The sequence below is a fragment of the Ruminococcus sp. RTP21204st1_B2_RTP21204_210225 genome, assembly GCF_040914135.1.
In the GTDB taxonomy this organism is placed as follows: Bacteria; Bacillota; Clostridia; order Oscillospirales; family Ruminococcaceae; genus Hominimerdicola; species Hominimerdicola aceti.
In genome coordinates this window covers 1-25,600 of sequence record NZ_JBCPGA010000039.1, presented here as the reverse complement: position 1 = coordinate 25,600, position 25,600 = coordinate 1, and the positions used below count along the sequence as shown (strand labels likewise).

The window sequence follows — 25,600 nt, the reverse complement described above, 5'->3', positions numbered from 1 at the left end:
TACTTGTGCAATAAAATAGATGCACACCTCGAAAAGCTCGTATTTACGAGCTTTTTTTGCGTTTTGAGGGTAAAAATCTCAGGTGTAAAACCGTAGATGCTTTTCGCCAGTTTTCACCAAAAAGGAAGTCAAACCCTACACAACAAAAAATATCGAACATATGGATGATATCGGCACTGTGCATTGCGTCTTTGATAACGGCAGAACGCTCGGAGTGATCCCAGGCGTGGACGATTTCCATATCGTAAGTGAAGATAGTGAGCCAACAGAAGATGAAGAAATGAATATATCAATGTGACGGTCAAGTTTTGAAAAAAAGCTTGACTGTTTTTTATTGGAAAAATCGGGAAGGAGATGATTCGTACTGATAAAATCTTTTAATATCTTTGCAGGAATAGGCGGATTCCGTTCGGAACTTGAAAAAGCGGGCGGCTTTGAGTGCGTCGGATACTGCGAGATAGATCGACGGCAAGGAATACGAACTCGATATCAGCTTCAAGAAATACAAGCAGGTAGAGAGTATTTCGGACGAGATCGAAAAACAGAATATCGATGTTGATATTTCCGATTTCAAGGATTCTTCCGACTTTTATTTGTATTTAAGCAAGTTTGACGATCAGTCTTCTGAAGAAATATCGGTTAATGTTACCGGCAAGATGATCGTTCAGAAGAATATATCAAAAATTCCCTTGAAATTGCCGTATATTTGTGGTACAATTAAAGAACAAGTTAAAAATATTTACGACTCCAAGATTGTCGACACCGATCTGCTCAAAATCGGTATTAATAACGGTTATCAGCAGGTGATATCGGGACCCATGGCATACATTTCGACTATAATGGTTGGATATGTTCCCAACAAAGAGTTGTACAGATTAGCAATGGACGGCAACACTGCTGCGGCAGAACAACTTGCTGCACGAACTAAAATGGACTGCATAACGCATACAATTTTTCTTGCTGGCGGAGCATTTTTAGAGCCGATAGTTAACGGATTTATGCGAATTCCGTTTGTTCAAAGGCTGATCGGAAGTATTTCAGGAGCAGTATGGGAGTTAAATAATAAGGTTATTGCGTCAAGCGAACTTTATCAGAGATATCTCCTGAGTTGCTTGACTCAATATTCAAATCCGGTCAAGCTTCTGATATTGTTGCTATTCTTTCTAAGTATGATGATGAAGCAATTGTTGCGATAAATAAGATTTTGGATAAAGACGCTGTTGCAGCTTTGATAAGAGACTATGGTGATGATGGCTTTAAAGTTGCTGTTAAGGGCGGCGATTATCTTGTCAAGCTAATTAATAACCTTGACGATGGCACAGCGAAATCGTTTGTAAAGACTGCTTCTAAATAGAAAGATAGCTTTTATGATTATTTAAAATCTTTAGATGAAAGCTATTTAAACGAGCTTGTTGCAAGTTCTAAGGCTGACATAGATAAAATCAGCAAATGGGATTATCAGCCTGATTACGAATTGTATGTAAGACATAAATCTGTTTATGATAATCCGAAATATTTTGAACAAGAAAAAGGTATTACTATTTATCCGGGAACAAACGGAGATACAAATATTAATGGCTTTGTTGACGGAATATTTGAAACGAAAACATTAGAGCCTGGTATGATTATAGACAGATATGGCAGCAATGGAACTGGTAAATACTTTTCACCGTTGGGAACACCATATAGTGAAAGAGCATTGCCTCCATATATGAAAAATGAACCATATACAAAGTATAAGGTTTTAGTATCTTTTGAAGTGAAATCTGGAGAAATAGTGCCATGGTTTGACGAAGTTGGTGGAGGAACACAATATCTATCAACTTATTTAGTTGATGAACTTAAAAAGTTTGGCTATATCGTTGAAGTTGAATAGAGAATAGGATTAAATGATGAATATTAATGAAGTTAGAAAGCTTATTTATAAACACGGAGAGAAGATTGGTTTGCTCTATGATTCCAAATTGTATCCGATTTTCTCTTCGACGGGGAATGTTTTTAGCGATGGGGGGACAATATATATTTCAAATAATGAATATCATTATGTTATAATGGAGAGGGGCAAAGAAAATAAACATTATCGAAGCTTGGATATTAATGATATATTATATCCATTATTTGAAGGTATAACATTTTCATTAGCGTCGAAATATGAATTAAAGAACAGAAGCGAAAAGGAAGATCCTAGAAAATTGCTGTGGAGTAAGCAGCTTGAGTTATTAGGAAAAATTGATCCGCTTTTTAAAGAAAGGTGTCAAAAAGAAATCGACAGCATTTTGAAAATTGCACCTTATAAAAAGTGTAATTGACAAAAAATAGATGTATACGGAGGTTCAAGCGGGTAAAACAATTCGTTTTTCACATGACCCAACCGATATAAATTTCAAAGGAAAATCATTGTGGAATGAATGGGAGTATAAAAAAATAAATATGGGTATAAAAATTATTCTCGGAAGGAGATTTTTGGTATGCAACCTACTAACTATGAATTTCTAGATAAAATTGCAGATGTATTTTTATCTCAAAGAGCATGTGGCAATAACAATGAATTAATAGATACAGTTTCTTTTTATGACAATAAAATGTCTTCAATCGTTTATGATTATTATCCATTTGAGGTTGAAATTAGAGATAACAACTTATATTTTTTTATCATAACAAATCGCAGTGAAAAGAAAATAATGTTTTCGTCATCGCTTAATACTGGCTTTGATAAACTTTGTGACAGTTTGATAAAATGTATAACGACAGATGTAAAAAAGCAGATTCCCAAGAAATTTTTAAAAGCAAAGGGGTTTTTATAATGAATGAAAATCGAGCAGAAATAAAAGCCAAAATAGTGGAAACTGAAATGAAAAAATATTTTGGTAGTTTAGTTTCGAATTTTAATTTGATAGACGCTTTTTACGGCAATGGACATGAAGAATTTAGTTTGGGATTCAAGTATTGTGACTATTTTGATATGCGTTTTAATTATGGTCAAGGTGCTTGCGGATGCTGCATATGTTATGATTGGGGTGATAATAATGAGGCTATACTTATTAAAACCTCAATTGATGGTTGGTGGGAAAAAATTTCAATTCAATGGAAAAAATATTTTCATGAACTTAAAAAAGAACTGGATTTGCGTATTCCCGATGATTATTTGAAAGAATTTTATATAAATCCTAATACCGAAACAAATGTAGTGTGGACTAATGCGAATGCTACGGAACATATGGGGGAGTATGTTGGTCGATTTGGTGAAACAAGTTTTTCAATTGATTTAAGAAGTCAATTGATGTTAGAAAGTTATGTATCTGCTTTAGATCAAGCAATGGGAGAACTTGCAAGCAAACCTTTAGGCAGATATGAAGATCTTAACTTTGGCGGTTGGGTGTTCGGAATTGACACTAAAGAAGGAGTAGTTTTCCATGCATTTTATGAAGGATAGGTGATCATATGAAAATTAAATATATTTCAGATGATTATGAATTATATCTTATACAACAACGATATAGTTTTCAATATGATTTGATTATTGACTGTATAAGTAAAAAAGATAATTTCACAATGTATAAAGTTCAGAAAACATGTCGAAGTGATCCTAGTGATATTATTTATCATGCCTTTTACTATGATCATCAAAGAAAGCATACACCATTAGATATAGCAGTAAACAGTAGAACTAATATTATTGAATATATATCATTTTTTGTTTCTGATTCAATGAAGATAAACAGTAATCAGTTTGATTCATTATTTATTGATAAAAATGAATACTGCTTATTTAGTATGATTGAATGCAATGATACTCATAGGTATTTTAAAATTGAAAATGAAAAGGATAATTTTGTTTATTTTTATGAAAATAATTCTATTTTCTACCTAAACAATAGACATCCTTGTAGCCTGAATATGTATTGCATTTGTGATTTTTGTTGGCTGTTGATCGGTGAAGATGATGAAATTTATGGAGTTAAAGTGAAACTGTAAATTTTTGCTCTCACAACTTCGATAATTTATCATGCTGTTGATTTTTGGCTGGATAGTTTAAAGTTATACAGATTAGCGATGGACGGCAACACTGCTGCGGCAGAACAACTTGCTGCACGAACTAAAATGGACTGCATAACGCATACAATTTTTCTTGCTGACGGAGCATTTTTAGAGCCGATAGCTAACGTATTCATGTGAATTATATCAGAGATATCTCTTAAAGCAATACGCTAAAGAAGAGGTTGCAAAGGTATGCGGATACGAGGTTTCCAAAAAGATATCTCCTGAGTTGCTTGACTCAATATTCAAATCTGGTCAAGCTTCTGATATTGTTGCTATTCTTTCTAAGTATGATGATGAAGCAATTGTTGCGATAAATAAGATTTTGGATAAAGACGCTGTTGCAACTTTGATAAGAGACTATGGTGATGATGGCGTTAAAGTTGCTGTTAAGGGCGGGAATAATCTCGTCGGGGCTTTGGCGAAGCTTGATGATGCGGCATTAGAAAGGTTTATGGGGATTGCTTCTAAGCAAGACAGAGAGTTCTTCAAGTTATTTGAAAATTGTGATAGATTTACAGATGATTTGATTAGTCTTGTCAATAAAAAAGGTGGAATAAATTTTAACGAGGTTGAAATTCATGGCATTATTAATACAGAAATTGATGAGATAGATTTTGCTACGAAAGTGATATACGAAGATAAAAATGCGAGAGGATTATATATAGAAAATCCAGATGTTCCACAAACTGAAACTCAATGGGCAAATAAGCAAATCTTAAAAAAAGGTGAGAATAGAATAAAGGCACTTTCTCAGAATGAATTTAGCGTTTATATTGATGGTGAAGAATATAGTTTTTTATCTAGTGAGTTAAAAGATGTCAGGAGTTACGTATTTAGAATTAATGCAGATACACCTGAATTGAGAATAGCCGTTGAGGATTGTCTGGAACAACTTAGAATTCTTTATCCAGATTATAATTTTTCAGCTGTCTATGGAGGTTGATAGTAGTGTCTGTTGGTTTATATCGATATAGTGGAGATATTAATGATAAAAACACTGAACTTATTTTCAGTGAAAATATATCATCTGAGGTTTTCTATCAACGTTATTGGGTTAAGGCAATATGTGAATCCAAAGTTAAACTGTTTAAAGATGGATGCGATTTTGATGTGGGCGATTTAAATATTATTATGTCAGAATTAAATGCATTAGGGGCTTGGGCTACTGAGAATTTATCGGGAATAGATCTTAAATATATGAGTGAAAGAATAGAAAATTTAAAATCAGTTTTACCTCAAGCTTGTAAATGTAAAGGCGGAAAATTTTATATTTTTTAAATACAATAGAAAAATCTTATTCGGATGACGATAACACCTAAATACTTATCGCTTTGCTTCGGGGTATGTTTCTTCTTAACTTGAAAGCTTGGTGCTGGAACAGTTACTTGGGCTAAAGTTTCTTCACTGGAGCTATAAATATATTTACTGAACTTGAACCTTGCTCAAGCTGCCGAAGCGTTATTAAACAATTCAATAGAGCATACCCCGGAATAGTTGTTAATGTGTATTGGAAATAATAGAAAGGATAGCACTTATGAATGATTATTTAGAGCCATATGAAGATATGTCTGCTTATTCTTTTGCAGTTGCGGAGAAATTTGTTGAACCGATAACGAATGCACTTTGTAAAACCATGGGTTTTGTTTTTGACAGAAAAGAAAAACGCAAGTCTTTTCCAAATCATTATTTTAAAGGTGATGAGAAATTTATTTTTTACAAAAGCAAAAATGATGAGCGTGCGTTTATGATTGCTTGTGAGGGTTGTCAGGGTTTTTGGGGAATTTCGGTCAAATGTAAAACCGAGGATAAAAAGCTTTTTTATGACACAATTAAATCTGATCTGTTTGAAAATAGTGATTATACCGGTATTCCTTTTTTTGAGATAGATGATTTTCAAGATCAATTAAGGGGGGATTTTACTAAAAGACAGGTGAACCTTATTTATAATGATTTAAAATACACCTGACTAATATGATCATTTTGTAGATCAGGACATACATAGCAAAACAAACCATACTGGCGGTCGCAACATTTGGGGCGGCGATGATCTTGTAAGGGCGGTTAAGAATCTTGACGATTATGCAGCTGAATCGTTCATAAAAACTGCTTCAAAGCAGAGTGATGAATTTTTTGTTTTGATGTCAAAATATGATGATATTCCTTCTTGGGCATGCTCTGATGTAATTGATTTTAATTCAGCTGAAAACGTAAATGAAATTTTAAAACAAAATGGATATACAAATCCCTCTTATAAGCCGGGAACTAATGTAACAACTATCGAATTAACTGAAGATACCACGTTTGTTAGAGTGTATACTGAAAACATAACAAGTGCAAAGGGCCAGTGGGTAATGAACTATGAAGAGATTCAAGGATTGTCTTCAAAGCAAATTAAAGATAAGTTTGCATTACCATATGAGCCAACACATATTTGTGATGTAGAACTACCGGCTGGTACAGAGGTACGTTTTGGTATAGCAAATGAAGTTCCAGAATGGGGTTTGGGAGGGGGATTACAATTTGATTTAATGGGTCAATATTTTAATTCATTTGGCAATTTCAGACCACTATAAAAGGAGAAGATTTTATGTTACCGATAGTTGAAACGAATGGAAAAACTCTTTACATTAATTCTAATAAAGTAACTTTTCCGTACAAAATTGAACAAGTTTTAATTTTAAAATCTCAAATATTGATCTTACTGGATAGTTGCATAAAAAATGAATATGATAACGTCTATTCGGTAAACTTTGACGGAACAATAGGTTGGCGTGTTCAAAGCAGAAAATACTTATCAAGGGAATATGAAAATAAAAAATTAACCTCATATGTTGGTATGTATGTCAGGAAAGAAACTAATCTTCTTCAGTTAAATGATTGGTGGGGCGGAAGATACATTTTTGATCTTAATGACGGGCATATAGTGGGAAGAGATGAAAGTGGGCGTGATTGGTAATAGTTCCAATAAGAATAGAGGAGTTTTACAATGAAAGATTGTTATCATAATGAGGAATATAGTATGGTATTAAGAATGATAATATCTGAAAAATGGATTCATATAAATAGTTATGATGTTTGCTTTGATTATAATGTTAAGTCTGTAATAATTTTAAAACAAAAGATAATTGTACAGCTAGAAATCGGAGATTTATATGCTGTTGATATGGTAGGTAATATTATTGAAAAAAATAATAAGCCTTTTCAAAGATCAGACTTAGATAAAGATTTTATAGTAGAAATTAATCAGAATAATCTATATTTTAATAACTCTGCCGTTTATTTTGAACATAACATTTATTCTTTTGTTTTATTTGATGATAGGATAATTGTACAATTAAATGAACTGGATGCGTCTGCAAAATCTGATGAAATCGACAACGTATATGCTGTTGATATGGAAGGAAATATTATCTGGCGAATTCAGAATAAAGAAAGGGTATGTCCGGAATATAAGTTTATTTCGCCGTATGTAATGATTAATTATATTGATGGTGAATTAATTGTAAATGATTTCAACGGATTCAGATTTGTGTTTTCACCTGACGACGGAACTTTTGTTAAACGAATTCAAAGTTTAAGACCTTGGTAATCAATTTGTAATTCAGATCTTTAGGGCGACACCGCACAACTACCGCCTAACGGCTTTGTGTACGTCTAACTTGCCAATTTTCCGTTATCTTGCACAGAAACTCCTTGAAGGACGCAAGTATTCCTGCGTCGTTTCTATACAATTGGTAATTTCAGACCAATGAATCTGGAGCAAATTCTTTTTGAATTCCCGGTGGTGTTTCTGAAGCAATTTCGGATACCGTTAAATTGTCTGAAGTGAAAGTCACGCGTTTAAATTGAGAGGAGAATATCAGTATATGGCTTATAAGGATACTATAACTAAATACGATATAAACTAAAAAATATACATGAGTTAATGAAACTGTTAAAAGGCGAATACCCTGTTCATGCGTTTGTTAGTCCTATGGATGTAGGAGAACTTCTTCTGCCTTTGTACGAGTTGTATTTACGGCTTTTACAGGTAAATGATGTAACCTGAAAGCCTAACTTTTGAATTATTATTTGAAAATGAAAAAAAATATCCCCTCCAAAGCATTTGCCTTGGAGGGGATTAACTATATGCGTTTTACTGTGGCTTCTTAACGTCTGTCATGACTTCTTTAAGTCCTGTTGCAAGACCTGCAATACCCTGTATCTCACTTGGTATAATAATCTTTGTAGCCTTGCCGTCTGCTGCCTTAGCAAATGCTTCAAGGCTCTTGAGCTGGATTACCTGCTCGTTAGGGTTAGCAGCATTCAGCTTGACGATACTCTCGGCAATCGCCTTCTGTACCATGTCGATAGCTTGCGCTTCACCTTCTGCCTCAAGTATCTTCTGCTCCTTGACAGCGTCTGCACGAAGTATCATAGACTGCTTCTCAGCTTCGGCTGCAAGTATCTGTGACTCCTTGTCTGCCTGTGCTCTGAGTATCTTAGATTCTTTCTCACCCTCTGCAACAAGCACCTGAGATTTCTTCTCAGCCTCTGCCTGAATGACCTTTTCACGTCTTTCACGGTCAGCTTTCATCTGCTTTTCCATTGCGTCCTGAATTTCTCTTGGCGGAAGAATATTCTTAAGCTCAACTCTCTGCACCTTGATGCCCCACCTATCTGTGGCTTCATCAAGAATTGCTGTGATCCTTGTGTTGATAATGTCACGGGAAGTGAGCGTAGCCTCAAGATCAAGGTCACCAACAATGTTTCTGAGTGTTGTTGCCGTCAGATTTTCAATAGCTGAGATAGGTCTCTCAACGCCGTATGTGAACTGCATTGCGTTTGTTATCTGGAAGAACACAACAGTGTCTATCTGCATTGTTACGTTATCCTTTGTGATAACTGACTGTGGCTTGAAGTCAACTACCTGCTCCTTGATAGATACTCTTTTTGCAACTCGGTCGATAAAAGGTACTTTTACGTGAAGTCCCGTTCCCCATGCCGCATGAAAAGCTCCAAGTCTTTCAACTACAAATACATATGCCTGCGGTACTATCTTGATGTTGCTGATAACAATGATTATAAGCAATACGATGATAGCAAGTACGATATAAATTCCAGGTTCCATTATATGCCTCCTAAAAATAAGTTTATGTAAGCTGTTACTTTTCTTCTGAAACTATCAGCTTTGCACCGTCAATACGCACGACCTTCACTGGTGTGCCTTCTGTGATCTTTGAGCCGTCCTCAGTTCTTGCTGCCCAATCCGTGCCCTCAAGAGTGACCCTGCCTTTGTTCACAGAGTTATCTATAGGCTCAATAACTATTGCAGTTTTTCCCACATCAAGCTCGTAATTTGTTGCAACTGGCTTGTTCTGGAGCTTCTTGACCACAGGTCTTGTAAGCAAAAGAAGTATGATTGAGCTTACGACGAATACGATGCACTGTGTAAGGAAAGAAAGCTTAGCTATAGCACAAAACATCGCAATAAGCGCTGCTATAGCAAGCCATATAGACACAAGTGCCGTTCCTGTTGCGACCTCGCATACAACAAAGAACACGAAAGCTAAAGCCCAGAAAACTATTTTGAGTGTAGCCATTGTCATATGATACCCCCTGTTCCTCTCATTTATTTAAGATTTATTATAACATATTATTTTAAAATTTACAATAGCTAAGACACAATATTTTTGCTTTTTTACCTTTAATCTTCAATGATTTTACATTGACCGTACCATATTATACTAGCTGTATCCTAATATATACATGTTGATGCTACTACATAAAGAAAAAAGTATTTCTAAAAGATAGTTATATAAAAAAATTTACAGTAAAAGCGGTAACCCGCTGGAGGTAACCGCTTTTACTATTTGTGTAATTATACGTTGTCGCTGAAATAAACATCATACCAAACAAGGAATGAGAACACTGTCCAGATTTTTCTTGAATAGTCATACTTGCCTGCACGGTGATCGTCAAGAAGCTGTACAAGCTTATCTGTGTGGAAGAACTGTGCCGACTGAGGAGAAGTAAACTTATCCTTTACTATGTTATAATACTTATCTTCTTTGAGCCATACCCTGATAGGAACAGGGAAGCCGAGCTTCTTTTTCTTAGCTGTCTGTGGAGGGCAAGCCTGAAGTGCAGCAAGACGCATTGCATACTTCGTTTCAGTTTCAGTAACTCTGTCCTTTACAGGTATCTGCTCTGCAAGTTCCATTACCTTTCTGTCAAGGAACGGTACACGAAGCTCTAGGGAGTGAGCCATGCTCATTTTATCCGCCTTAAGAAGAATATCACCTGTCATCCAAAGGTGCAGGTCAATGTACTGCATCTGTGTTACCTGATCCTGATCTCTTACCTTATCGTAGAACGGCTTTGTGATAGCCATAGCGTCAGGAGCGTTTGTTTTTATGCTCAGAATGTCCTTGCGCTCTTTCTCAGAGAAGATGTATGCGTTACCAATAAATCTCTCGTCAAGGTCCTTAGAGCCTCTTATAAGATAGTTTATGCCGTGCTTGTGAGGCAGCTTTTCTGCAACTGCACCAACAGCCTTTCTGATAGGTCTTGGTATCTTGAAGTAGCTTGCCATATCAGCAGGGTTGTGATAGATGTTGTATCCGCCGAATATCTCGTCTGCACCCTCGCCTGAAAGCACTGCCTTGACCTTTTCAGAAGCTATTTGACATACGAAGAACAGAGCCACAGCCGCAGGGTCTGCGAGAGGTTCGTCCATGTGATACTGTATTTTTGAAAGGCTGTTCCAGTATTCCTCAGGAGAAATGACCTTGGAGAAGTTCTCCTTATGGATATACTTTGAAAATTCCTTAGCATAGCCTATCTCGTTGTATTTCTCGTCCTCGCCAAAGCCCACAGTAAAGGTCTTGTCAACGTTGGCAACAGCGGCAACATAGCTTGAGTCAACACCGCTTGAAAGGAAAGAACCTACCTCAACGTCAGCAAACTTGTGTACCTCAACAGAGTTCTTGAAAGTGTCAGATATCCTATTCACCCAATCTTCAAGAGCAGGGCCATTGTCAGCGTGGAATTTAACTTCCCAATATCTTCTTACGTTCATCTCGCCGTTCTTGTATGTAAAGCAGTGAGCGGCAGGGAGTTTGTAAACATTTTTGAAGAAAGTTTCTGTTGTAGGAGAATACTGGAATGTGAGATAAGTTTCAAGAACGTCTGTGTTAAGTTCCTTCTTGAAATGAGGGTGGTCAAGAAAACTCTTTATCTCAGAACCCCACATAAGAGTTTCGCCCATTTTTGCGTAATAAAGAGGCTTGATACCGAAGAAATCTCTTGCACCGAAAACCTCATTTGTATTCTTGTTGAAGATAACGAATGCAAACATACCTCTCAGCTTGTCGAGCATATCCTCGCCCCACTGCTCATAACCGTGGATAAGCACCTCTGAGTCGGTCTGTGTATAGAACTTGTGACCAGACGCTACAAGCTCCTCACGGAGATCCTTGTAGTTGTATATCTCACCGTTGAATGTAAGTACCAACGACTTATCTTCATTGAAGATAGGCTGGCTACCTTGATCTGAAAGGTCGATGATCGAAAGTCGGCGGAAACCCATTGCGATCTGCTCGTCAACATATTTTCCGTCAGAGTCAGGACCTCTATGTTTTATTCTATCCATCATTTTTCCAAGAACTATGGAAGCGTCATTGATTTTATTTGTAAATCCAACAAAACCGCACATATAAAAGCCTCATTTCTGTTAAATCAAATTGCCTGTATCTTAGTTAATACAAGCGCTTGTCGCCTAGTGAACGTCAAGCAATATAATATTTATTATACACTATATGCGGCTTTTTTGCAAGGGGTAAAAACAAAAATTAAACAATAAAAGAAATTGTCTTTTGTGCATCTATCACATGGCAGTGTGTATGGTATAAAAATATCTGCGATTTTGTCATTTTGGCTTGAAAAAGGCAGATGGATATAGTATAATGGTATTAAAATCATATTTTGGAGAAGATCTTATGAACGATAACAAAAAGAAGAAAAATGGTTATAGATTGGATATTGTGTTGATAGTGAGTTTTTTTGTAATGCTGATATCTTTCTGTGCCTACATGATGAATACTACTCTCGAAGAGGTACTTGAAAATGAAACAGGCAGCTCTGTAGTTACTCACGATTACACTTACGAGAGTGCTGAGAGCAGTTCAGCGGCATAGTGCAAAATTTAAAAATTCGACAAGTTAAAGTGCTTTACGTACTTGCTGAATTCGCCTATTTACGACATTTAAGAGGCATGGAACAACATTCGAAGACGCATGAGATGACAAGTTAGCTCACTTTACAGCATCAAGAACTAAACTATTTTGTATTATACATCGTAAAGTTCGACTACATTACAGCTAAAAGCATTTTACTTGACGCCTAAAATCAATATCTGACGAAAATGTGGCTTTGTGCATTTAATACAAATAACAAAGTCACATTTTGTTGTATAACGCCTTGACTTTGCGTCACTTATACTATATACTTGTATTAAGCGCTGCTTTTTATACAATATGTTGTGATTTGCGGTGCGAGTTGTGAGAATATAAAAAATATAAGGATAAATCGGGAAAATCGGAGGCGGTATTGTGATAATCAAGATAAAAAAGCGTGACGGACGTACTGTAACTTTCAATATTGAGAAAATAGCTGGCGCTATATACAAGGCGGCTCAGTCTGTGGGCAAGGATAACTATGAGGAAGCTTTGGAGCTTTCGGGTAAAGTTGTTGATAAGCTTATGGAAAAACACCTTGATATGCCTACTGTTGAAGAGATTCAGGATTGCGTTGAGCGTGTTCTTATTGAGGAGGGCATGGCTGATACTGCAAAAAGTTATATACTCTACCGCTCAAACAGAACTCGTGCAAGAGAAATGAATACCCGTCTTATGAAAGTTTATGAGGATCTTACTTTCCAATCAGCGAAAGATAACGATTTGAAGCGTGAGAATGCTAATATAGACGGCGATACCGCAATGGGTACAATGCTTAAATACGGATCTGTGGGTGCGAAAGAGTTCAACGAGATGTATGTCCTCGCTCCTGAACATTCAAAGGCTCATCAGGAGGGCGATATCCACATTCATGATCTTGATTTTTATACACTGACTACCACTTGCACTCAGATAGACCTTACAAAGCTTTTTGATAAGGGTTTTTCTACAGGTCATGGCTTTTTGCGTACACCAAATGATATACAAAGCTATGCGGCGCTTGCCTGCATTGCGATACAATCCAATCAGAACGACCAGCATGGTGGTCAATCTCTTCCGAAGTTCGATTATGATATGGCTGAGGGCGTAAGGAAGACATTCAGACACCGCTATCGTGACAATATCGGCAGGGGGCTTGCTCTCCTTGGTGAAGTTTCTGATGCTCAGAGCATTGCAAAGAAAATAACTGAAATGCTTGATGAGCAGGGTTTAAAGATCACTCTCGCCAATGATAACGGCTATCAAGAGGCTGAAGCACAGTTTCTTGTGAATTTTGTTGACGCACCTATAGTGAAGAAGATACAGAGTTTTGCATATAAAAACTCTTTGAAAGAAACTGACAGAGCCACATATCAGGCAATGGAAGCGCTTATCCATAATCTTAATACCATGAACTCCCGTGCAGGCGCTCAAACGCCTTTCAGCTCCATAAATTATGGTACTGATACTTCTATCGAGGGCAGACTTGTTATAAAGAATATTCTTCTTGCAGAGGAAGCAGGACTTGGCAATGGTGAAACGCCTATTTTCCCTATACATATTTTCAAGATAAAAGAGGGCGTGAACTTTGATCCTGATGACCCGAACTATGACCTTTTCAAGCTCGCCTGCCGTGTATCAGCGAAGCGTCTTTTCCCGAATTTTTCATTTATCGACGCTCCTTTCAATCTACAGTATTACAAGGAGGGCAATCCTGACACTGAGATAGCTTACATGGGTTGCCGCACAAGAGTTATCGGTAACGCATATGACCCTACTCGTGAGATAGTGACAGGAAGAGGAAATCTCTCTTTTACTACCATTAATCTTCCTAGACTTGGCATAAAAGCACAGCGTAATATCGGTGCTTTCTTTGACAGCCTTGATGAGCTTATGGATCTTTGTATCGACCAGCTTATGCACAGATTTAAGATACAGTGTTCAAAGCGTGTGAGAAATTATCCGTTCCTCATGGGTCAGGGCATATGGCTCGATTCAGAGAAGCTTACGGCTGACGATACGCTTGAAGAAGTGCTAAAGCATGGCACACTTTCAGTGGGCTTTATCGGTCTTGCTGAGTGTCTTAAAGTGCTTACTGGAAAGCACCATGGTGAAAGTGAAGAAGCAAGAGAGCTTGGCTTGGAGATAATCTCACGTATGAGAGCAAGAATGGACGAGGAAACAAAGCGTACTGGTCTTAACTTCTCGTTGCTTGCAACACCTGCTGAGGGACTTTCTGGCAGATTTGTTAAAATGGATAGAGAACGTTATGGTGAGATAGCAGGAGTTACGGACAGAGAATATTATACTAATTCTTTCCATGTACCTGTTTACTATCCGATAACAGCGTTTGAGAAACTTAAAATAGAAGCTCCTTACCATGCTCTTACAAATGCAGGCCATATAAGCTATATCGAGCTTGACGGCGATCCGCTGAACAATCTTTCTGCATTCGAGAAAGTCGTAAGATATATGAAAGAAGTTGGCATAGGCTACGGCTCAATAAACCACCCTGTTGACCGTGATCCTGTTTGCGGATATACGGGAATAATAGGTGACAAATGCCCGAAGTGTGGACGTTCTGAGGCTGAACACAGCAAGGTGATACATGAGAGGATACCTCGTGCAAAAGCCTGCTGTGAGGGTGACAATTAGCCATGGAACTTAGGATAGCTGGCACTGTCGGTGAATCTATCGTAGACGGACCGGGTTTTAGGTTCACTATTTTTACGCAGGGCTGTCCACACGGCTGTGAGGGTTGTCACAATCCGCAGACACATGATTTTAACGGTGGCATTGTCGTTGATACAGACCAGCTTTACAATGAGATAATAAAAGACCCGCTTCTTGACGGAGTGACGTTCAGTGGCGGTGAGCCTTTCTGTCAGTGCAAACCGTTAGCAGAACTTGCAGGAAGGATAAAAGCGTTCCATGGCTTTTCACTGAATGTGATATCATTCACGGGCTATACTTATGAATATCTAATTGCAAACGCTAACGCTGAAAACGGCTATATGGAGCTTCTTAGTCAGCTTGATTATCTTGTTGACGGCCCTTTTATACTGTCACAACGAAGTCTTGAGCTTAAATTCATGGGCAGCAAAAATCAGCGTTTTATTGATGTACAAAGGTCCTTGAAAGAGGGCAGAGCAGTAGTCGTTGAACCATATTGAACATAAAAAAGCGAGTTTCATGATGTTGAAACTCGCTTTTATTTATACCAAAAGACCTCCGCAATCGTTAAACTACGGAGGTCAAATTAATTATTTCTCAGGCTCTATTACCTCAACATCTTTTGGGTCGAGAGTTTCTGCATTATCAGCCTCGGCTGCTCTCTTTACTGCTTCTTCCTGTGACTTTTTCAAAGCTTCCTGTATGTCCTCGCCAAGAAAATCAGGGAGTGACATTCCTGCTTGCTTGAACAGATCGTTCAGCGGAGGAACTGACTGCATGAGTCCGCTTAGAAAGTTTGCTGTCGAGCCTTTTCCATCTGCACCTGCGCCTGTATCCCACACGGTTATCTTGTCTATCTTAATGTTCTTGATAGCTTCTACCTGAATAGAGATAAGTTCTTCAAGCTTGTCAGCAACTATGAGTTTAACGGCTGCATTAGCGTCTCCGCCTGCTGCTTCAACAAGCTTTCTCATACCCTCTGCCTGCTTTGTGAGTATTTCCTGATTACCCTTTGCTTCAGCTTCCATTTTTGCAAAGATAGCATCGGCCTCACCCTTTGCTTTACGTCTTACTACCTCAGCCTGTGCTTCAGCTTCGATCTCGGCCTGCTGCTTTGAGATCTGAGCCTTTACGATAACATCGGCGGTCTGTGTAGCCTTTTCAAGTTCGGCTCTCGTCTGCTCGGCGGATTGCTGAGCTATGTAAGCTTCCTGCTTTGCCTTTGCTGCCTGAACAGCTTCAGCGGCTGTAGCCTGTCTGAGAGCTTCCGCTTCACGCTCACGTCTGAGGGCTTCTGACTGTGCAACCTCTATCTTGGCCTGGTTCTCACCGTCGATAGCAGAAGCGTTTGCAGCAGCAACTTGGATACGCTGGTCTTTCTGAGCGTTTGCCTGACCGATCTCACCATCTCTGTGTTTTTCGGCAACTGACTTCTTAGCGTCATTGATAGCCTTTGCAGCAGCTTCTTTACCGAGAGCTTCCAGATATCCAGACTCATCTGTAATATCCGTTACGTTTACGTTGATAAGCTTAAGGCCTATCTTTTTAAGCTCTATCTCAACATTGTTTGATACCGCGAGCAGAAATTTATCTCTGTCCGAGTTTATTTCTTCGATATCCATGGTGGCAATTATAAGTCTCAACTGACCGAAAATAATATCCTTTGCAAGCTCCTGTATCTCAATGAGTTTAAGACCGAGAAGTCTTTCAGCAGCATTCTGCATAACGCCAGGCTCGGTTGAGATACCAACAGTAAATCTTGACGGAACATCGATTCTGATGTTCTGCTTTGAAAGAGCGTTTTTTAGATCCACATTTATGGATATAGGAGTAAGATCCATATACTCATAAGATTGGATTATTGGCACGATAAATGCCGCACCGCCGTGGATACATCTTGCGCTTCTTGCTTGACCATTCTTGTCTGTTCCTACTTTACCATAGATAACAAGCACCTTATCGGACGGACATTTTCTGTAGCGTGACAGTATCGCCATAATTGCCGCAAAAAGCACAACGACTATCACACAGATGATGATTACTGGTTCCATAATTTTTCCTCCCACACAAATACTATTATAATAACCTCAAGACGGGTCATTTCACAGAATCGTTATGTTTAGCACCCCTTTGTTCTATCAATTCTTTTATTTTTCTATTACGACAGTATCTCCTTGCAAATCGATAATACGAACCTGAGTTCCTGTCTTTATAAGCTCATCACCATTGTTTATTGCAGTGACTTCTCTTAGCTGTCCGTTTATCATAACATTCACTTTACCAAGCCCATGGTCTTTAGGTGGGCAGGGGATATAAACAGTAGCAGTTTCTCCTATAGCATTTTTATAATCAGCTGTACCGTTTTCAGCAAGTCTTGCAGAAAGTTGAACTATCTTTGCTACAAGAAGCATGGTCGCCAGACCCAGAACAAAGCCGATAACTGTAGACAGTGCTGGATAAACACCTGAGCTTACAAGAACGATAGATGACCAGCTAAACACAGTGAAAAAAGCAACTATGGTCTGAAGCGTGAACATTCTCATAGAAGCAAAATCCGCAGGGTTTCCGCCGTCTACGTTGTGGTCACAGCCGATATCATGTGTACAGTGACCAATATCCACATCTCCGTGACCGCTGATGTTGGTATCAACATCAAGATCAAGACCTGACGTGTCGCTGAAATCATGACCGCTTCCACCATCATGAAAACCGAACATAGAAAGCAAAGTCTGCACAAGCAGTATAAGCGTTGACGGAAACGCTATACAATACAGCACTTTAAGTAAAAGCGACAAACCGTCCCACCATTCATTCATATAGCTTACACCTCCAATGTAAATATTATTTACGTTTATTATATACTCATTTATCTTATTTGTCAATAGATTTTCGACAATAATTAAAATTATTTTTTATATATTGCTTAGCATAAAAAAATTGTAAATTTTTCGTTAAACACTTGAAATCTGTTTTACTATCTGCTATCATATAAGTAAATGAAATTTACAGTAAATAAAGTGAGGCGATATAATGGAGAAAAATACTCTCGGCAAGAGGATAAAAGAGGCAAGGCTTTCAAAGAAAATGACTCAAAGCGAGGTAGTGGGTGATTTTATAACCCGCAATATGCTTAGTCAGATAGAGAGCGGCTCAGCAACGCCGTCGGTAAAGACCCTTGAATACCTCTGCAAGGTGTTGGAGATAGAGCCTAATACCCTTCTGCCTGATGAAAACGACTCCAAAAACGCCCCTGACGCAGAGGGCTATATCAGTATACGGAAAGAATTTATAAACAAGAACTATAAGGCTGTTATAGAGTATGACGCTGATGACGAATTTTCAGATGAGATATGTGCGCTTAAGGCGAAAGCTTGCCTTATGGTGGCTAGGGAGTATTCAGGCTCTGACAGTGCCACGGATCTTCAAAAGGCGATAGACTTTGCCAAGCAGGCTTCTGAACTTTCAAAGCGTGGTATTTTTGCAGATGAAAGCGTTAAAAACAAGGCTGACGAGCTTTTGAAAGCTAACGCTAAGCGTCTTAGCGACTATTACAGAAGTCTTTTGTAGGGTATAGTCATGGAATTTGTTATCATAGCCACGGTTGTTCTTGTGCTTGCCATGTGTCTTGGCGCAGATTTTGTTATAGTTCCTATAATGTTCATTGTTTTTCTTGTCGTCCTGCTACTGGTTATTTTTAGTTTCTTTGTATACTCTGCTGTAAAACTTACTGGAACGAAAAGCGTGAAAGGAAAGTTTGTGCGTTTCGGCAGGGCAGAGGGCAAGAAATTTGATACAGCGTTTTACAAGGTTAGTGATAGTGAGTATCCAAACGTATTCCCATGTGAGGTAGTAATGCGCTCAAAGATATACATACCCGATAAGGTGTGTAGGCTCAGATATGACGGCAAAAGAAATGAAGTTTTTGACCTGAATGCAGTTTGCTGTGTGATATTTGGACTTGTTCTTAGCAGCGTATCGGCGGTGATGATGATACTTTTTCTACTAACAGTGATAGGTGTGAATTGAATGATTTTAGGCAGCAGGTTAGCTTGCTGCCTTTTTGTGCATTTAAAATGGCAATAGTGCATGATTTAAAAGGCTATTTCAACTTCCAAGTTGATAAATGTAAACTTTTTCAGAAAACATGTTGTAATATATGACAATTTGGGATAAAGCTGTAGACAAATGGGGCGATTGGCAAGCTACACAGCATATAGCTAAGAAATATGATGATGACGGATATCTTTGCAAGAAGGAATAGCACAAACAAAAATAAGCTGCTACAGAAAAAATCTGTGGCAGCTTATTCTATTCAGAACAGTCCTAATTTTAACCTATCAATATCGGCTCCTGATATCTGTTTGTACGAATCCATACTTACTCAGTCTATGTCACCTTACCCCCTCAATAACACCCTTATCCATTTCGTGCACGGTATCGCACAGCACAGAAATATCCTCCGCCGAATGAGAGCAGATAAGGATAGTCTTGCCCTGCTCTTTATAGCTGAGCAGATACTCACGCATTTCTTTTACGCCGTCCTTGTCAAGTCCATTGAAAGGCTCGTCAAGAATGAGTATCTTCGGATTTTCCATAATGGCTTGTGCAAGTCCCAAACGCTGCCGCATACCAAGGCTGTATTTGCGGACATGACGTTTTAAATCAGGGTCAAGCCCCACTTGCCTCATGCTGTTTCTTATCTCATCTTTGCCGATCTTGTTGTTCAGCCCCGCAAGAAGTTTGAGATTTTTGTATCCACTGTAATACGGTATAAACCCAGGTGTTTCAATAATGATACCCATATCTTTCGGAAAGTCAACGTCCTTGCCCACCTGCTTGCCGTCAACGATAATCTCACCGCTCGTGGGCTTGATAAAACCACATATGCACTTCATCAGCATCGTTTTGCCGCTGCCGTTTCTGCCGATAAGTCCGTGTATCTTGCCCTCCTCAAAGGACACATTTATGTGCTTTAGTATCTCCGTTTTGCCAAGCGTAAGGCATACGTCATTTACATTGATGATATCCATTTCGTCCCCCTAATTTCCTAACTTGCTATCTCTGCAACATTGTCGTAATTGAATTTTCTTATGGCGATAAAGCAGAACGCCAGCAGTACCGCTATAAATATGGCAAGATAGCTGACCGAAAAACTCATTGACATAACAGGCTCACGGAAATATTTTGTGTAGTGCAGCCATATTATGCTGTTCGCCATTGGCATTGTCCACATAAGCGTGGTCTTTATGGAGCAGAACGCTGTGCCTAAAGATATCACCGCTCCGCAAAGGACAAAGCCTACAGTCTTGTGTTTCACAAGTGAAAAGCTCAGCAGGATAAGCCCTATTATCATAAGGTATGCGAACACGAGCAGGTAGCTTTGCACTGCGGCTGAAAATACTGTGAGCTGATTGTAGAGATTTTCAGGGAGAAGCTGCACGCCGAAATTGCCCGAATGTTCAGGAAAGCGTGAAACAAACTTTGTCGCCACGTTGCTCCAGCCATTGTACCAAAAGCCGTCTGAAAGCATTGGAAGCACTGCGCCCAAGAATATCACTGCAAGATAAGATAACGCCATAAAAATGAGCTTCAAAAGCTGTCCGAACAGCCAGTTCAGCCTGCCCACACGCATTATGTAGAAAACTGTGTTGGTGTCTATCTTGGGGAAATCTGCTATAAGTGTGAGGAAAACCAGCGGTATGATAAGAAGTATCGCACCTGAATTAGCTATGGCGATAAAAGGCTCAAGGATATTCAGCGGTTCGCCCATAAGCTTGGCGTTTGATTTAAGAGGCTCGATAGCAAAGCTGTAAATGAAGATAAGAAGCACTCCCAGGATTATCATTCGTGCGTCGCATACCCACTTTATGAACTCCGCCCTTGCACAGAAAAAGCTTTGTTTTAGGCTGAAATTTTTCATCATAGCTGACCTACACCCCCTTGTCCTTGTGCAAACTCATCACCATAATAAATCCCAGCAGGGCAACGATCGCCCCCGAACAGTTCACCGCAGTTATCCACTTTGCGCTTCTGTCAAAGCTTTGTATATACAGAAAATTCGTCACAGAGCTTGGATAAAAGGCGTTTGCTCTATCAAAATCAAAGTTATCGTTGAAAAGATTTGCGTCTATTATCCTATTGAGCATTGTTGTGAGGACATAGTTGAGCATAAAGGGCAGGCAGGTTATGATATACGGATTTTTGCAGAAAGAGCTTAGGAAAAACGCAGGCAGTGTGGAAACTGCACCATATGCGAAAGCTACCGCAAGCATTTTGATTATGGTTTTACCTGTGCTGTCTTGCATTATGTATTGAAGCTGGTCGGCTGATACGTCAAACTCCGAAAGTGGTTGAAAAAGCACTGCACAGGCTATGCCGTAAACAGCTATACCGAGCATAACGGCAAATCCGCCTGAGATAAGTGCGGATATGAATTTTGAAAGATAATATCTTAGCTTGCCTGTGCGAGATATGGTGAAACGCATCAGTCCGTTATTTCGCTCTGCACAGAAAGACACCATGAATGGGAATGCCACGACAATAGGCAAAAACATTGTGATATATCCCGAAAGTCCGTTTCTGAAAACCAGCACTGAGGACAGCATTGGGTCGGTGCGGAGGATATTTTTATCGAGAGTGAAAAGTGACTCGAACACCGAATATGATTTATCGGTGGCAAGGTCTGTATAGGCTGAGGCGGTGAAAGCAAGCACTGTCGTCAGCAGCACCGCCCCTGCAAAGCCTATGTTTATTATGCTTTTGTTCAGGTCACATTTTATTGTGTTTAGAAGTTTTAGTTTCATTTCTCTATATCTCCGATCTCGGTGTAGATAAATCTACCAAGGTTATTGCTGTCAGCTTTGGCGTAGGCGAGATTTCCAAACTCATGCCCTGAGGGGTCATACTCCGCAGGGTCGGTGCAGATAACGGCGTAATCAAAACTCTCCGACTTTCCGCTATCGAAAAGGTCTGTGGAGCAGTCAAGTATCACCATGACTTCAAGCCCCTCGCTAAGCTCACCGTCGCAATAATATGTAGGCACTGTGCAAACGGTCTTGCCGTCTGTGAGCTTAATTTCGGCCGTGTTGTCGCCTATGGTCTGTACTGTGCCGAAAAAGCTGGGGTAGTCACTGGTCGTGAGCGGCTCATACGTCTTTGAGCCGTCATCATTCACCGCAACAAGTAAGTTGATATCCTCAATAATAAACTTGCCGTCGGTAAAAAGATAGCCGCCGAACATAACATCATCAGCACTTTCGGGATATTTTCCTTTCTGCCACTCCTCAAGATCGTTGAAGTCAGCCGTGATAGTCCGATTTGCATTGCTAAGCTCATAGACAGAGCCGCTCTTGTGGCAAAGCTTGTAGTCATACTCCTCCGCAGGCACGTCCGCCTTGATGTCCTCATACATTCCCGAAGCGTATTTCTCGCCGTTAGGACTTACAACATCACAACTATAAATTTTTGTTATGCCCTCGTCCGTAACTATCTCCGCAGAAATGACCTCGCCGATATCGTTGTTTATTATTGCTTGGGATAAGCTTTTCCCATTCACATATTTTTCATCATGTTCAAAAAGCTCGCTGTCCATTGCAAGCGTGTATTCCTTGCCGTCATAAACAAAGGTGAGCTGTCCGTTATCGTAAGCCACAGCCTCAGCCTGCAATGTCACTCTGCTGTCCAAAAGGCTGTCAGTTCTGCTTCCCACAGCTGATACCACCACCGCAGATGAATTATTCTCGCTGTTATTATTACTATTTCCACAAGCCGTAAGACAGATGATTCCACCTATCACAGCAATACAAAAAATCCGCTTTGTGATCATGCTATTCACCTTTCGTTCTGACCTACTGAACATCAATAAAGACCTCGCCGCTGAGAGCATTCACCTTGATATATTCCTTTGCACCCTCGCCGCCTTTTATCTCGAAACACCACATAGGCTCAAAGTTCTTGGGTGTCTTGTTGTATTCCTCCGCCAACTGTTCAGCCTTAGCAACATTGTCCTCTTCGGTCATATCCAATGCAGGCTGATTTGCAAGACAGCAGTACATAAGCTCAACATTTGAAAACTCATAATATGACCCTTTTGCAAGCTCCGTCTCAAGAATTTTCACCGCCTCGTCAAATGGTATCATCTCAGTTTTCTCTGTTTTGTCAAGTATGTTAAGTGGCGCATTTGCGTTGATAAAATCAAATTTGCCGTCCGCCCCAATAGAGCCTGTCACCTGCAAAAACGTCCAATAACTCATATTATTCTCGTTGTCTGCCCGACTGTATGCAGAGGGCGAATACTGAAAAGGCACATTTTCATAGTCAAGACTTGCCGTAAAATCAATTCTGCCCACAGTGTCATTCACCGAAAACTCTTTGGTATTGATCGTAAAATCCTTATAAAAATCGGCAAGATAATTGTTTAATCCACTGTCGATATCAGTCACATCAATGGCTTTGCCACCTAAAGTAATGCCGCCCTCGTCAAGCCCCACAACATAAGTCTGTCCGCTGCTGTTTTCTTGAAACTCATAATCAGCGGAATAAAGTGCAATATCCATACCCCAGTATGCAGAGGTGTTTATTCCAGCTTGATAAACTATTCCGCCATTGTCAGTTGAAAGTGCACTTTCGTCGAAATCGTCGCCATAAAAAGTCTTGAATAACTTTTCCGCATTGGTCATATCATCATTTTTCAAAGTATTGCAGGACAAAGAATATACCTTCTCAAAGTCCACTTTGCTTATCTTTTCTGGCAGCTTAAAACTGCCGTGATCGCTGCCAAGCAACTTATCACAGCCGTCATAAGCCTGTTCCACAGGCTCAAGCCTTGCATCATCTGTACTGTGGTTATTGGATTTGTTGTCCTGAGATGAACAACCCGTCAACATAAGCACAACCGCCATTAAGGCTGTGGCTCTTTTTAAACTATTATACATACTTTATAAGCTCCGATCTATATTGTAAAATTACAAATTTATATCACCTCTGCTTTGCGAATAGAATGAAAAATCACCCGTTTCACAATCTACTAGAGCATAGTATAATTTTTCCTCAGTAGGGCTATAGAGCGAAACAGTCCACATTGGAGTACTTGAATATACGCCCGTTTCAGAGTCCACCCAGTATATCTTATTCTCAAGACCTATGTAATCCACCTCGTAACTGGAATTATCACTTAAATTGTCATCAATATATCTAAGTGCAGAATATGGTGTTATCACCTTGTCGATATTCTCTTTTTCATATTCACAAAATACATTTTCATTATTTCTAAAACAACCTATATCGGACGAAGAAGTTATAAGCACTGTGTATCCCGCTGGATTTGAATTTATTTTGCTCAATCGACCTGTGAAAACATCATTGACAGAGGATTCCCTGCCCTCAAAGCCACTGTTAGCTGCTCTCAACGGTACTCCGTTATCCTGTTGCACCATATCTATTCTGAACGCATAAGTATCGTTTATTTTCTCAACTCTGATCTCAAAAGGCGACATTTGTGGGTAGCCAATTTTTCTCAGTTCCTCTGAAAATTCAGCACTTTTTTCTATTGCCTCACTTATGGACATTTCACAGTCTTTAAGCTTATATTTCTCATCATCAAAGGTGTTGCAACAATAATATCGTTTTACTGTAATGTTTTCATTAGTTAGAAAAAAAGCCTCCGCATCTTCGTCTTTGATCCATACTATCGAACCACCATCATAATCAGTAAAGTAGGGATAACCTCCTTCGGCGTTAAGCTGATGATATTCACCCATATCGTCACTGCTAACACTTATTTTGCTAAGATCAACAGGACTGCCGTTTAAATAGTCTATAAATCTCTGCTCTTTATTGAACAGAAAACCGTCCGACGGCTTATATAACGTTCTGCTAACTGAACTCACATCAGCTATTCTTACACTGTCACGAATAGTGAAATGGGCATACTCCAATTTGAGGGCTTTTGAATATGTATCTGTTATTTCATTTACAGGCACATATTCAGAATTAAATTCACTGAATTTTACATTATTAGTTTTGTTTGAACACGCTGAAAGTACCATGCACACCGCAACAACCAAAATACAAATCTTTTTCATCATAATTTATCCTCTAAAGTAAGAGCCGCTCGTCATTACCAGCAAGATAATCCGCAGCGGCTCAAAATACTATTCTTTAGTTAAAACTTCCTGACGCAGAAGCACTTGAAACATACTTTGAAATATTTGTGTAACCGCCAGACACTCCAAATTCAGCAACAACATCATAAGAATAACCCTTCTTATAATTAGAATTTTTCCAATTTGTTGTTCCTTTGTTCCAGATATCGAAAGAACCACAATTAATAGTATGGCTTGAAGATCTGTATCCATTTGCTAAGACACTAAACTTGCCACTTGTATTTATGGATTTACAGGTGGATTTTAAATAGCCATTATTCTGTGCCTTTATACCATACATCCATTTCTCACAAACGTTATCTGATGAAGGAGCTCCTTTGGTATAGTGTAGATTGTAGGAGTTAGCCGCACTAGCCCCAATAGCCATAGAACTCATCATCATAACAGCAGCACCCATAGCTGTGATTCTCCTAACGATCTTTTTCATATTAAACGTTTTTTCATAATATAAGTGTGATTTTCTTCAAGTTTTGTTGCAAATAAATTCAATTTCATCATATAACACAATTATTGCAACGGATAATTGTG

General features: G+C 39.0%; 30 protein-coding genes and 1 pseudogene. 19 read left to right on the top strand and 12 right to left on the bottom strand.

Annotation, left to right across the window (positions count from 1 at the left end; all coding sequences use genetic code 11):
• Positions 1 to 139: 139 nt before the first annotated feature.
• The 14 genes and pseudogenes from AB5123_RS11515 to AB5123_RS11450 form a co-directional block, all read left to right on the top strand.
• A pseudogene (locus tag AB5123_RS11515) lies at positions 140 to 298 on the top strand (DUF4314 domain-containing protein); the annotation flags it as partial.
• 810 nt (positions 299 to 1,108) lie between these two features.
• Positions 1,109 to 1,354, top strand: a complete 246-nt coding sequence (locus AB5123_RS11510) for a hypothetical protein (RefSeq protein ID WP_368364841.1) — start codon at positions 1,109 to 1,111, stop codon at positions 1,352 to 1,354.
• Positions 1,355 to 1,474: 120 nt separating this feature from the next.
• Positions 1,475 to 1,876: a TNT domain-containing protein gene (locus AB5123_RS11505; RefSeq protein ID WP_337812204.1), complete on the top strand. Its 402-nt coding sequence runs from the start codon at positions 1,475 to 1,477 to the stop codon at positions 1,874 to 1,876.
• A 13-nt stretch (positions 1,877 to 1,889) separates the two neighbouring features.
• Positions 1,890 to 2,309 carry an Imm63 family immunity protein gene (locus AB5123_RS11500; protein WP_278645879.1) on the top strand — a complete coding sequence of 140 codons (420 nt, stop codon included), beginning with the start codon at positions 1,890 to 1,892 and terminating at the stop codon, positions 2,307 to 2,309.
• 159 nt (positions 2,310 to 2,468) lie between these two features.
• The gene (locus tag AB5123_RS11495; protein WP_337812203.1) at positions 2,469 to 2,804 is read left to right on the top strand and encodes a hypothetical protein; all 336 of its coding nucleotides are present in this window, start codon (positions 2,469 to 2,471) and stop codon (positions 2,802 to 2,804) included.
• Positions 2,804 to 3,433 carry a hypothetical protein gene (locus tag AB5123_RS11490; protein WP_337812202.1) on the top strand — a complete coding sequence of 210 codons (630 nt, stop codon included), beginning with the start codon at positions 2,804 to 2,806 and terminating at the stop codon, positions 3,431 to 3,433. Before AB5123_RS11495 ends, AB5123_RS11490 begins: the two co-directional genes overlap by 1 nt.
• An 8-nt stretch (positions 3,434 to 3,441) precedes the next feature.
• A complete protein-coding gene (locus AB5123_RS11485) occupies positions 3,442 to 3,975 on the top strand; it encodes a hypothetical protein (RefSeq protein ID WP_022126569.1) in 534 nt (177 codons plus the stop codon).
• A gap of 292 nt (positions 3,976 to 4,267) precedes the next feature.
• On the top strand, positions 4,268 to 4,984 hold the full coding sequence (locus AB5123_RS11480; RefSeq protein WP_117958167.1) for a hypothetical protein: 717 nt from the start codon (positions 4,268 to 4,270) through the stop codon (positions 4,982 to 4,984).
• A gap of 5 nt (positions 4,985 to 4,989) precedes the next feature.
• Positions 4,990 to 5,319 carry a hypothetical protein gene (locus tag AB5123_RS11475; RefSeq protein ID WP_051706603.1) on the top strand — a complete coding sequence of 110 codons (330 nt, stop codon included), beginning with the start codon at positions 4,990 to 4,992 and terminating at the stop codon, positions 5,317 to 5,319.
• A 134-nt stretch (positions 5,320 to 5,453) separates the two neighbouring features.
• Positions 5,454 to 5,558, top strand: coding sequence for a deaminase domain-containing protein (locus AB5123_RS11470; RefSeq protein ID WP_081856037.1), 105 nt, complete (start codon positions 5,454 to 5,456; stop codon positions 5,556 to 5,558).
• Positions 5,559 to 5,575: 17 nt separating this feature from the next.
• A complete protein-coding gene (locus AB5123_RS11465) occupies positions 5,576 to 6,007 on the top strand; it encodes a hypothetical protein (RefSeq protein WP_038672033.1) in 432 nt (143 codons plus the stop codon).
• Positions 6,008 to 6,179: 172 nt separating this feature from the next.
• Positions 6,180 to 6,614 (top strand): hypothetical protein, encoded by a 435-nt coding sequence (locus tag AB5123_RS11460; protein ID WP_038672032.1) that lies wholly within the window; start codon positions 6,180 to 6,182, stop codon positions 6,612 to 6,614.
• A gap of 14 nt (positions 6,615 to 6,628) precedes the next feature.
• Complete coding sequence (locus AB5123_RS11455; RefSeq protein ID WP_117857184.1) at positions 6,629 to 6,997, top strand: hypothetical protein; 369 nt, start codon at positions 6,629 to 6,631, stop codon at positions 6,995 to 6,997.
• A gap of 30 nt (positions 6,998 to 7,027) precedes the next feature.
• On the top strand, positions 7,028 to 7,630 hold the full coding sequence (locus AB5123_RS11450; protein WP_265291062.1) for a hypothetical protein: 603 nt from the start codon (positions 7,028 to 7,030) through the stop codon (positions 7,628 to 7,630).
• Positions 7,631 to 8,176: 546 nt separating this feature from the next.
• Here AB5123_RS11450 and AB5123_RS11445 read toward each other — a convergent pair.
• The 3 genes from AB5123_RS11445 to asnB form a co-directional block, all read right to left on the bottom strand.
• Positions 8,177 to 9,151 carry an SPFH domain-containing protein gene (locus AB5123_RS11445; protein WP_022287345.1) on the bottom strand — a complete coding sequence of 325 codons (975 nt, stop codon included), beginning with the start codon at positions 9,149 to 9,151 and terminating at the stop codon, positions 8,177 to 8,179.
• 34 nt (positions 9,152 to 9,185) lie between these two features.
• Positions 9,186 to 9,629 (bottom strand): NfeD family protein, encoded by a 444-nt coding sequence (locus AB5123_RS11440; protein WP_337812495.1) that lies wholly within the window; start codon positions 9,627 to 9,629, stop codon positions 9,186 to 9,188.
• Positions 9,630 to 9,901: 272 nt separating this feature from the next.
• Complete coding sequence (gene asnB / locus AB5123_RS11435) at positions 9,902 to 11,737, bottom strand: asparagine synthase (glutamine-hydrolyzing) (protein WP_117876068.1); 1,836 nt, start codon at positions 11,735 to 11,737, stop codon at positions 9,902 to 9,904.
• A gap of 283 nt (positions 11,738 to 12,020) precedes the next feature.
• Here asnB and AB5123_RS11430 point away from each other — a divergent pair, with 283 nt between their 5' ends.
• The 3 genes from AB5123_RS11430 (at position 12,021) to nrdG (ending at position 15,409) form a co-directional block, all read left to right on the top strand.
• Entirely contained in the window at positions 12,021 to 12,218 is a 198-nt protein-coding gene (locus AB5123_RS11430) for a hypothetical protein (protein ID WP_022287342.1), read from the top strand.
• Positions 12,219 to 12,632: 414 nt separating this feature from the next.
• Positions 12,633 to 14,891 (top strand): anaerobic ribonucleoside triphosphate reductase, encoded by a 2,259-nt coding sequence (locus AB5123_RS11425; protein WP_038672023.1) that lies wholly within the window; start codon positions 12,633 to 12,635, stop codon positions 14,889 to 14,891.
• A gap of 2 nt (positions 14,892 to 14,893) precedes the next feature.
• Positions 14,894 to 15,409, top strand: coding sequence for an anaerobic ribonucleoside-triphosphate reductase activating protein (gene nrdG, locus AB5123_RS11420; RefSeq protein WP_302834220.1), 516 nt, complete (start codon positions 14,894 to 14,896; stop codon positions 15,407 to 15,409).
• A 90-nt stretch (positions 15,410 to 15,499) separates the two neighbouring features.
• Here nrdG and AB5123_RS11415 read toward each other — a convergent pair whose 3' ends face one another.
• Complete coding sequence (locus tag AB5123_RS11415; protein WP_022287339.1) at positions 15,500 to 16,960, bottom strand: flotillin family protein; 1,461 nt, start codon at positions 16,958 to 16,960, stop codon at positions 15,500 to 15,502.
• Positions 16,961 to 17,056: 96 nt separating this feature from the next.
• Complete coding sequence (locus AB5123_RS11410; protein WP_046441812.1) at positions 17,057 to 17,725, bottom strand: NfeD family protein; 669 nt, start codon at positions 17,723 to 17,725, stop codon at positions 17,057 to 17,059.
• A 214-nt stretch (positions 17,726 to 17,939) separates the two neighbouring features.
• On the opposite strand from AB5123_RS11410, the gene AB5123_RS11405 reads away from it, so the two are divergent.
• Positions 17,940 to 18,476: a helix-turn-helix domain-containing protein gene (locus AB5123_RS11405; RefSeq protein WP_195249313.1), complete on the top strand. Its 537-nt coding sequence runs from the start codon at positions 17,940 to 17,942 to the stop codon at positions 18,474 to 18,476.
• A 9-nt stretch (positions 18,477 to 18,485) separates the two neighbouring features.
• Positions 18,486 to 18,935 carry a hypothetical protein gene (locus tag AB5123_RS11400; protein ID WP_195249312.1) on the top strand — a complete coding sequence of 150 codons (450 nt, stop codon included), beginning with the start codon at positions 18,486 to 18,488 and terminating at the stop codon, positions 18,933 to 18,935.
• A 365-nt stretch (positions 18,936 to 19,300) separates the two neighbouring features.
• Here AB5123_RS11400 and AB5123_RS11395 read toward each other — a convergent pair whose 3' ends face one another.
• The 7 genes from AB5123_RS11395 to AB5123_RS11365 all read right to left on the bottom strand — a co-directional run bounded on the left by AB5123_RS11395 (position 19,301) and on the right by AB5123_RS11365 (position 25,499).
• The gene (locus tag AB5123_RS11395) at positions 19,301 to 19,939 is read right to left on the bottom strand and encodes an ABC transporter ATP-binding protein (protein ID WP_117896675.1); all 639 of its coding nucleotides are present in this window, start codon (positions 19,937 to 19,939) and stop codon (positions 19,301 to 19,303) included.
• A gap of 17 nt (positions 19,940 to 19,956) precedes the next feature.
• Entirely contained in the window at positions 19,957 to 20,832 is an 876-nt protein-coding gene (locus tag AB5123_RS11390) for a hypothetical protein (RefSeq protein WP_195249311.1), read from the bottom strand.
• 7 nt (positions 20,833 to 20,839) lie between these two features.
• The gene (locus AB5123_RS11385; protein WP_368364840.1) at positions 20,840 to 21,712 is read right to left on the bottom strand and encodes a hypothetical protein; all 873 of its coding nucleotides are present in this window, start codon (positions 21,710 to 21,712) and stop codon (positions 20,840 to 20,842) included.
• On the bottom strand, positions 21,709 to 22,704 hold the full coding sequence (locus AB5123_RS11380) for a hypothetical protein (protein ID WP_278946487.1): 996 nt from the start codon (positions 22,702 to 22,704) through the stop codon (positions 21,709 to 21,711). Before AB5123_RS11380 ends, AB5123_RS11385 begins: the two co-directional genes overlap by 4 nt.
• Positions 22,705 to 22,756: 52 nt before the next feature.
• Positions 22,757 to 23,842, bottom strand: a complete 1,086-nt coding sequence (locus AB5123_RS11375; protein WP_278339977.1) for a hypothetical protein — start codon at positions 23,840 to 23,842, stop codon at positions 22,757 to 22,759.
• 30 nt (positions 23,843 to 23,872) lie between these two features.
• Positions 23,873 to 24,994 (bottom strand): hypothetical protein, encoded by a 1,122-nt coding sequence (locus AB5123_RS11370; protein WP_288162689.1) that lies wholly within the window; start codon positions 24,992 to 24,994, stop codon positions 23,873 to 23,875.
• 73 nt (positions 24,995 to 25,067) lie between these two features.
• Positions 25,068 to 25,499: a hypothetical protein gene (locus tag AB5123_RS11365; RefSeq protein WP_329963954.1), complete on the bottom strand. Its 432-nt coding sequence runs from the start codon at positions 25,497 to 25,499 to the stop codon at positions 25,068 to 25,070.
• Positions 25,500 to 25,600 lie beyond the last annotated feature (101 nt).

Bases quoted from the DNA above. Each gene is read 5' to 3' on its own strand.
- AB5123_RS11500 (WP_278645879.1), top strand. From the start codon at position 1,890: ATGATGAATATTAATGAAGTTAGAAAGCTTATTTATAAACACGGAGAG.
- AB5123_RS11495 (WP_337812203.1), top strand. From the start codon at position 2,469: ATGCAACCTACTAACTATGAATTTCTAGATAAAATTGCAGATGTATTT.
- AB5123_RS11490 (WP_337812202.1), top strand. From the start codon at position 2,804: ATGAATGAAAATCGAGCAGAAATAAAAGCCAAAATAGTGGAAACTGAA.
- AB5123_RS11485 (WP_022126569.1), top strand. From the start codon at position 3,442: ATGAAAATTAAATATATTTCAGATGATTATGAATTATATCTTATACAA.
- AB5123_RS11465 (WP_038672033.1), top strand. From the start codon at position 5,576: ATGAATGATTATTTAGAGCCATATGAAGATATGTCTGCTTATTCTTTT.
- AB5123_RS11460 (WP_038672032.1), top strand. From the start codon at position 6,180: ATGTCAAAATATGATGATATTCCTTCTTGGGCATGCTCTGATGTAATT.
- AB5123_RS11455 (WP_117857184.1), top strand. From the start codon at position 6,629: ATGTTACCGATAGTTGAAACGAATGGAAAAACTCTTTACATTAATTCT.
- AB5123_RS11450 (WP_265291062.1), top strand. From the start codon at position 7,028: ATGAAAGATTGTTATCATAATGAGGAATATAGTATGGTATTAAGAATG.
- AB5123_RS11445 (WP_022287345.1), bottom strand. From the start codon at position 9,151: ATGGAACCTGGAATTTATATCGTACTTGCTATCATCGTATTGCTTATA.
- AB5123_RS11440 (WP_337812495.1), bottom strand. From the start codon at position 9,629: ATGACAATGGCTACACTCAAAATAGTTTTCTGGGCTTTAGCTTTCGTG.
- asnB (WP_117876068.1), bottom strand. From the start codon at position 11,737: ATGTGCGGTTTTGTTGGATTTACAAATAAAATCAATGACGCTTCCATA.
- AB5123_RS11430 (WP_022287342.1), top strand. From the start codon at position 12,021: ATGAACGATAACAAAAAGAAGAAAAATGGTTATAGATTGGATATTGTG.
- nrdG (WP_302834220.1), top strand. From the start codon at position 14,894: ATGGAACTTAGGATAGCTGGCACTGTCGGTGAATCTATCGTAGACGGA.
- AB5123_RS11415 (WP_022287339.1), bottom strand. From the start codon at position 16,960: ATGGAACCAGTAATCATCATCTGTGTGATAGTCGTTGTGCTTTTTGCG.
- AB5123_RS11410 (WP_046441812.1), bottom strand. From the start codon at position 17,725: ATGAATGAATGGTGGGACGGTTTGTCGCTTTTACTTAAAGTGCTGTAT.
- AB5123_RS11405 (WP_195249313.1), top strand. From the start codon at position 17,940: ATGGAGAAAAATACTCTCGGCAAGAGGATAAAAGAGGCAAGGCTTTCA.
- AB5123_RS11400 (WP_195249312.1), top strand. From the start codon at position 18,486: ATGGAATTTGTTATCATAGCCACGGTTGTTCTTGTGCTTGCCATGTGT.
- AB5123_RS11395 (WP_117896675.1), bottom strand. From the start codon at position 19,939: ATGGATATCATCAATGTAAATGACGTATGCCTTACGCTTGGCAAAACG.
- AB5123_RS11390 (WP_195249311.1), bottom strand. From the start codon at position 20,832: ATGATGAAAAATTTCAGCCTAAAACAAAGCTTTTTCTGTGCAAGGGCG.
- AB5123_RS11385 (WP_368364840.1), bottom strand. From the start codon at position 21,712: ATGAAACTAAAACTTCTAAACACAATAAAATGTGACCTGAACAAAAGC.
- AB5123_RS11375 (WP_278339977.1), bottom strand. From the start codon at position 23,842: ATGTATAATAGTTTAAAAAGAGCCACAGCCTTAATGGCGGTTGTGCTT.
- AB5123_RS11370 (WP_288162689.1), bottom strand. From the start codon at position 24,994: ATGATGAAAAAGATTTGTATTTTGGTTGTTGCGGTGTGCATGGTACTT.
- AB5123_RS11365 (WP_329963954.1), bottom strand. From the start codon at position 25,499: ATGAAAAAGATCGTTAGGAGAATCACAGCTATGGGTGCTGCTGTTATG.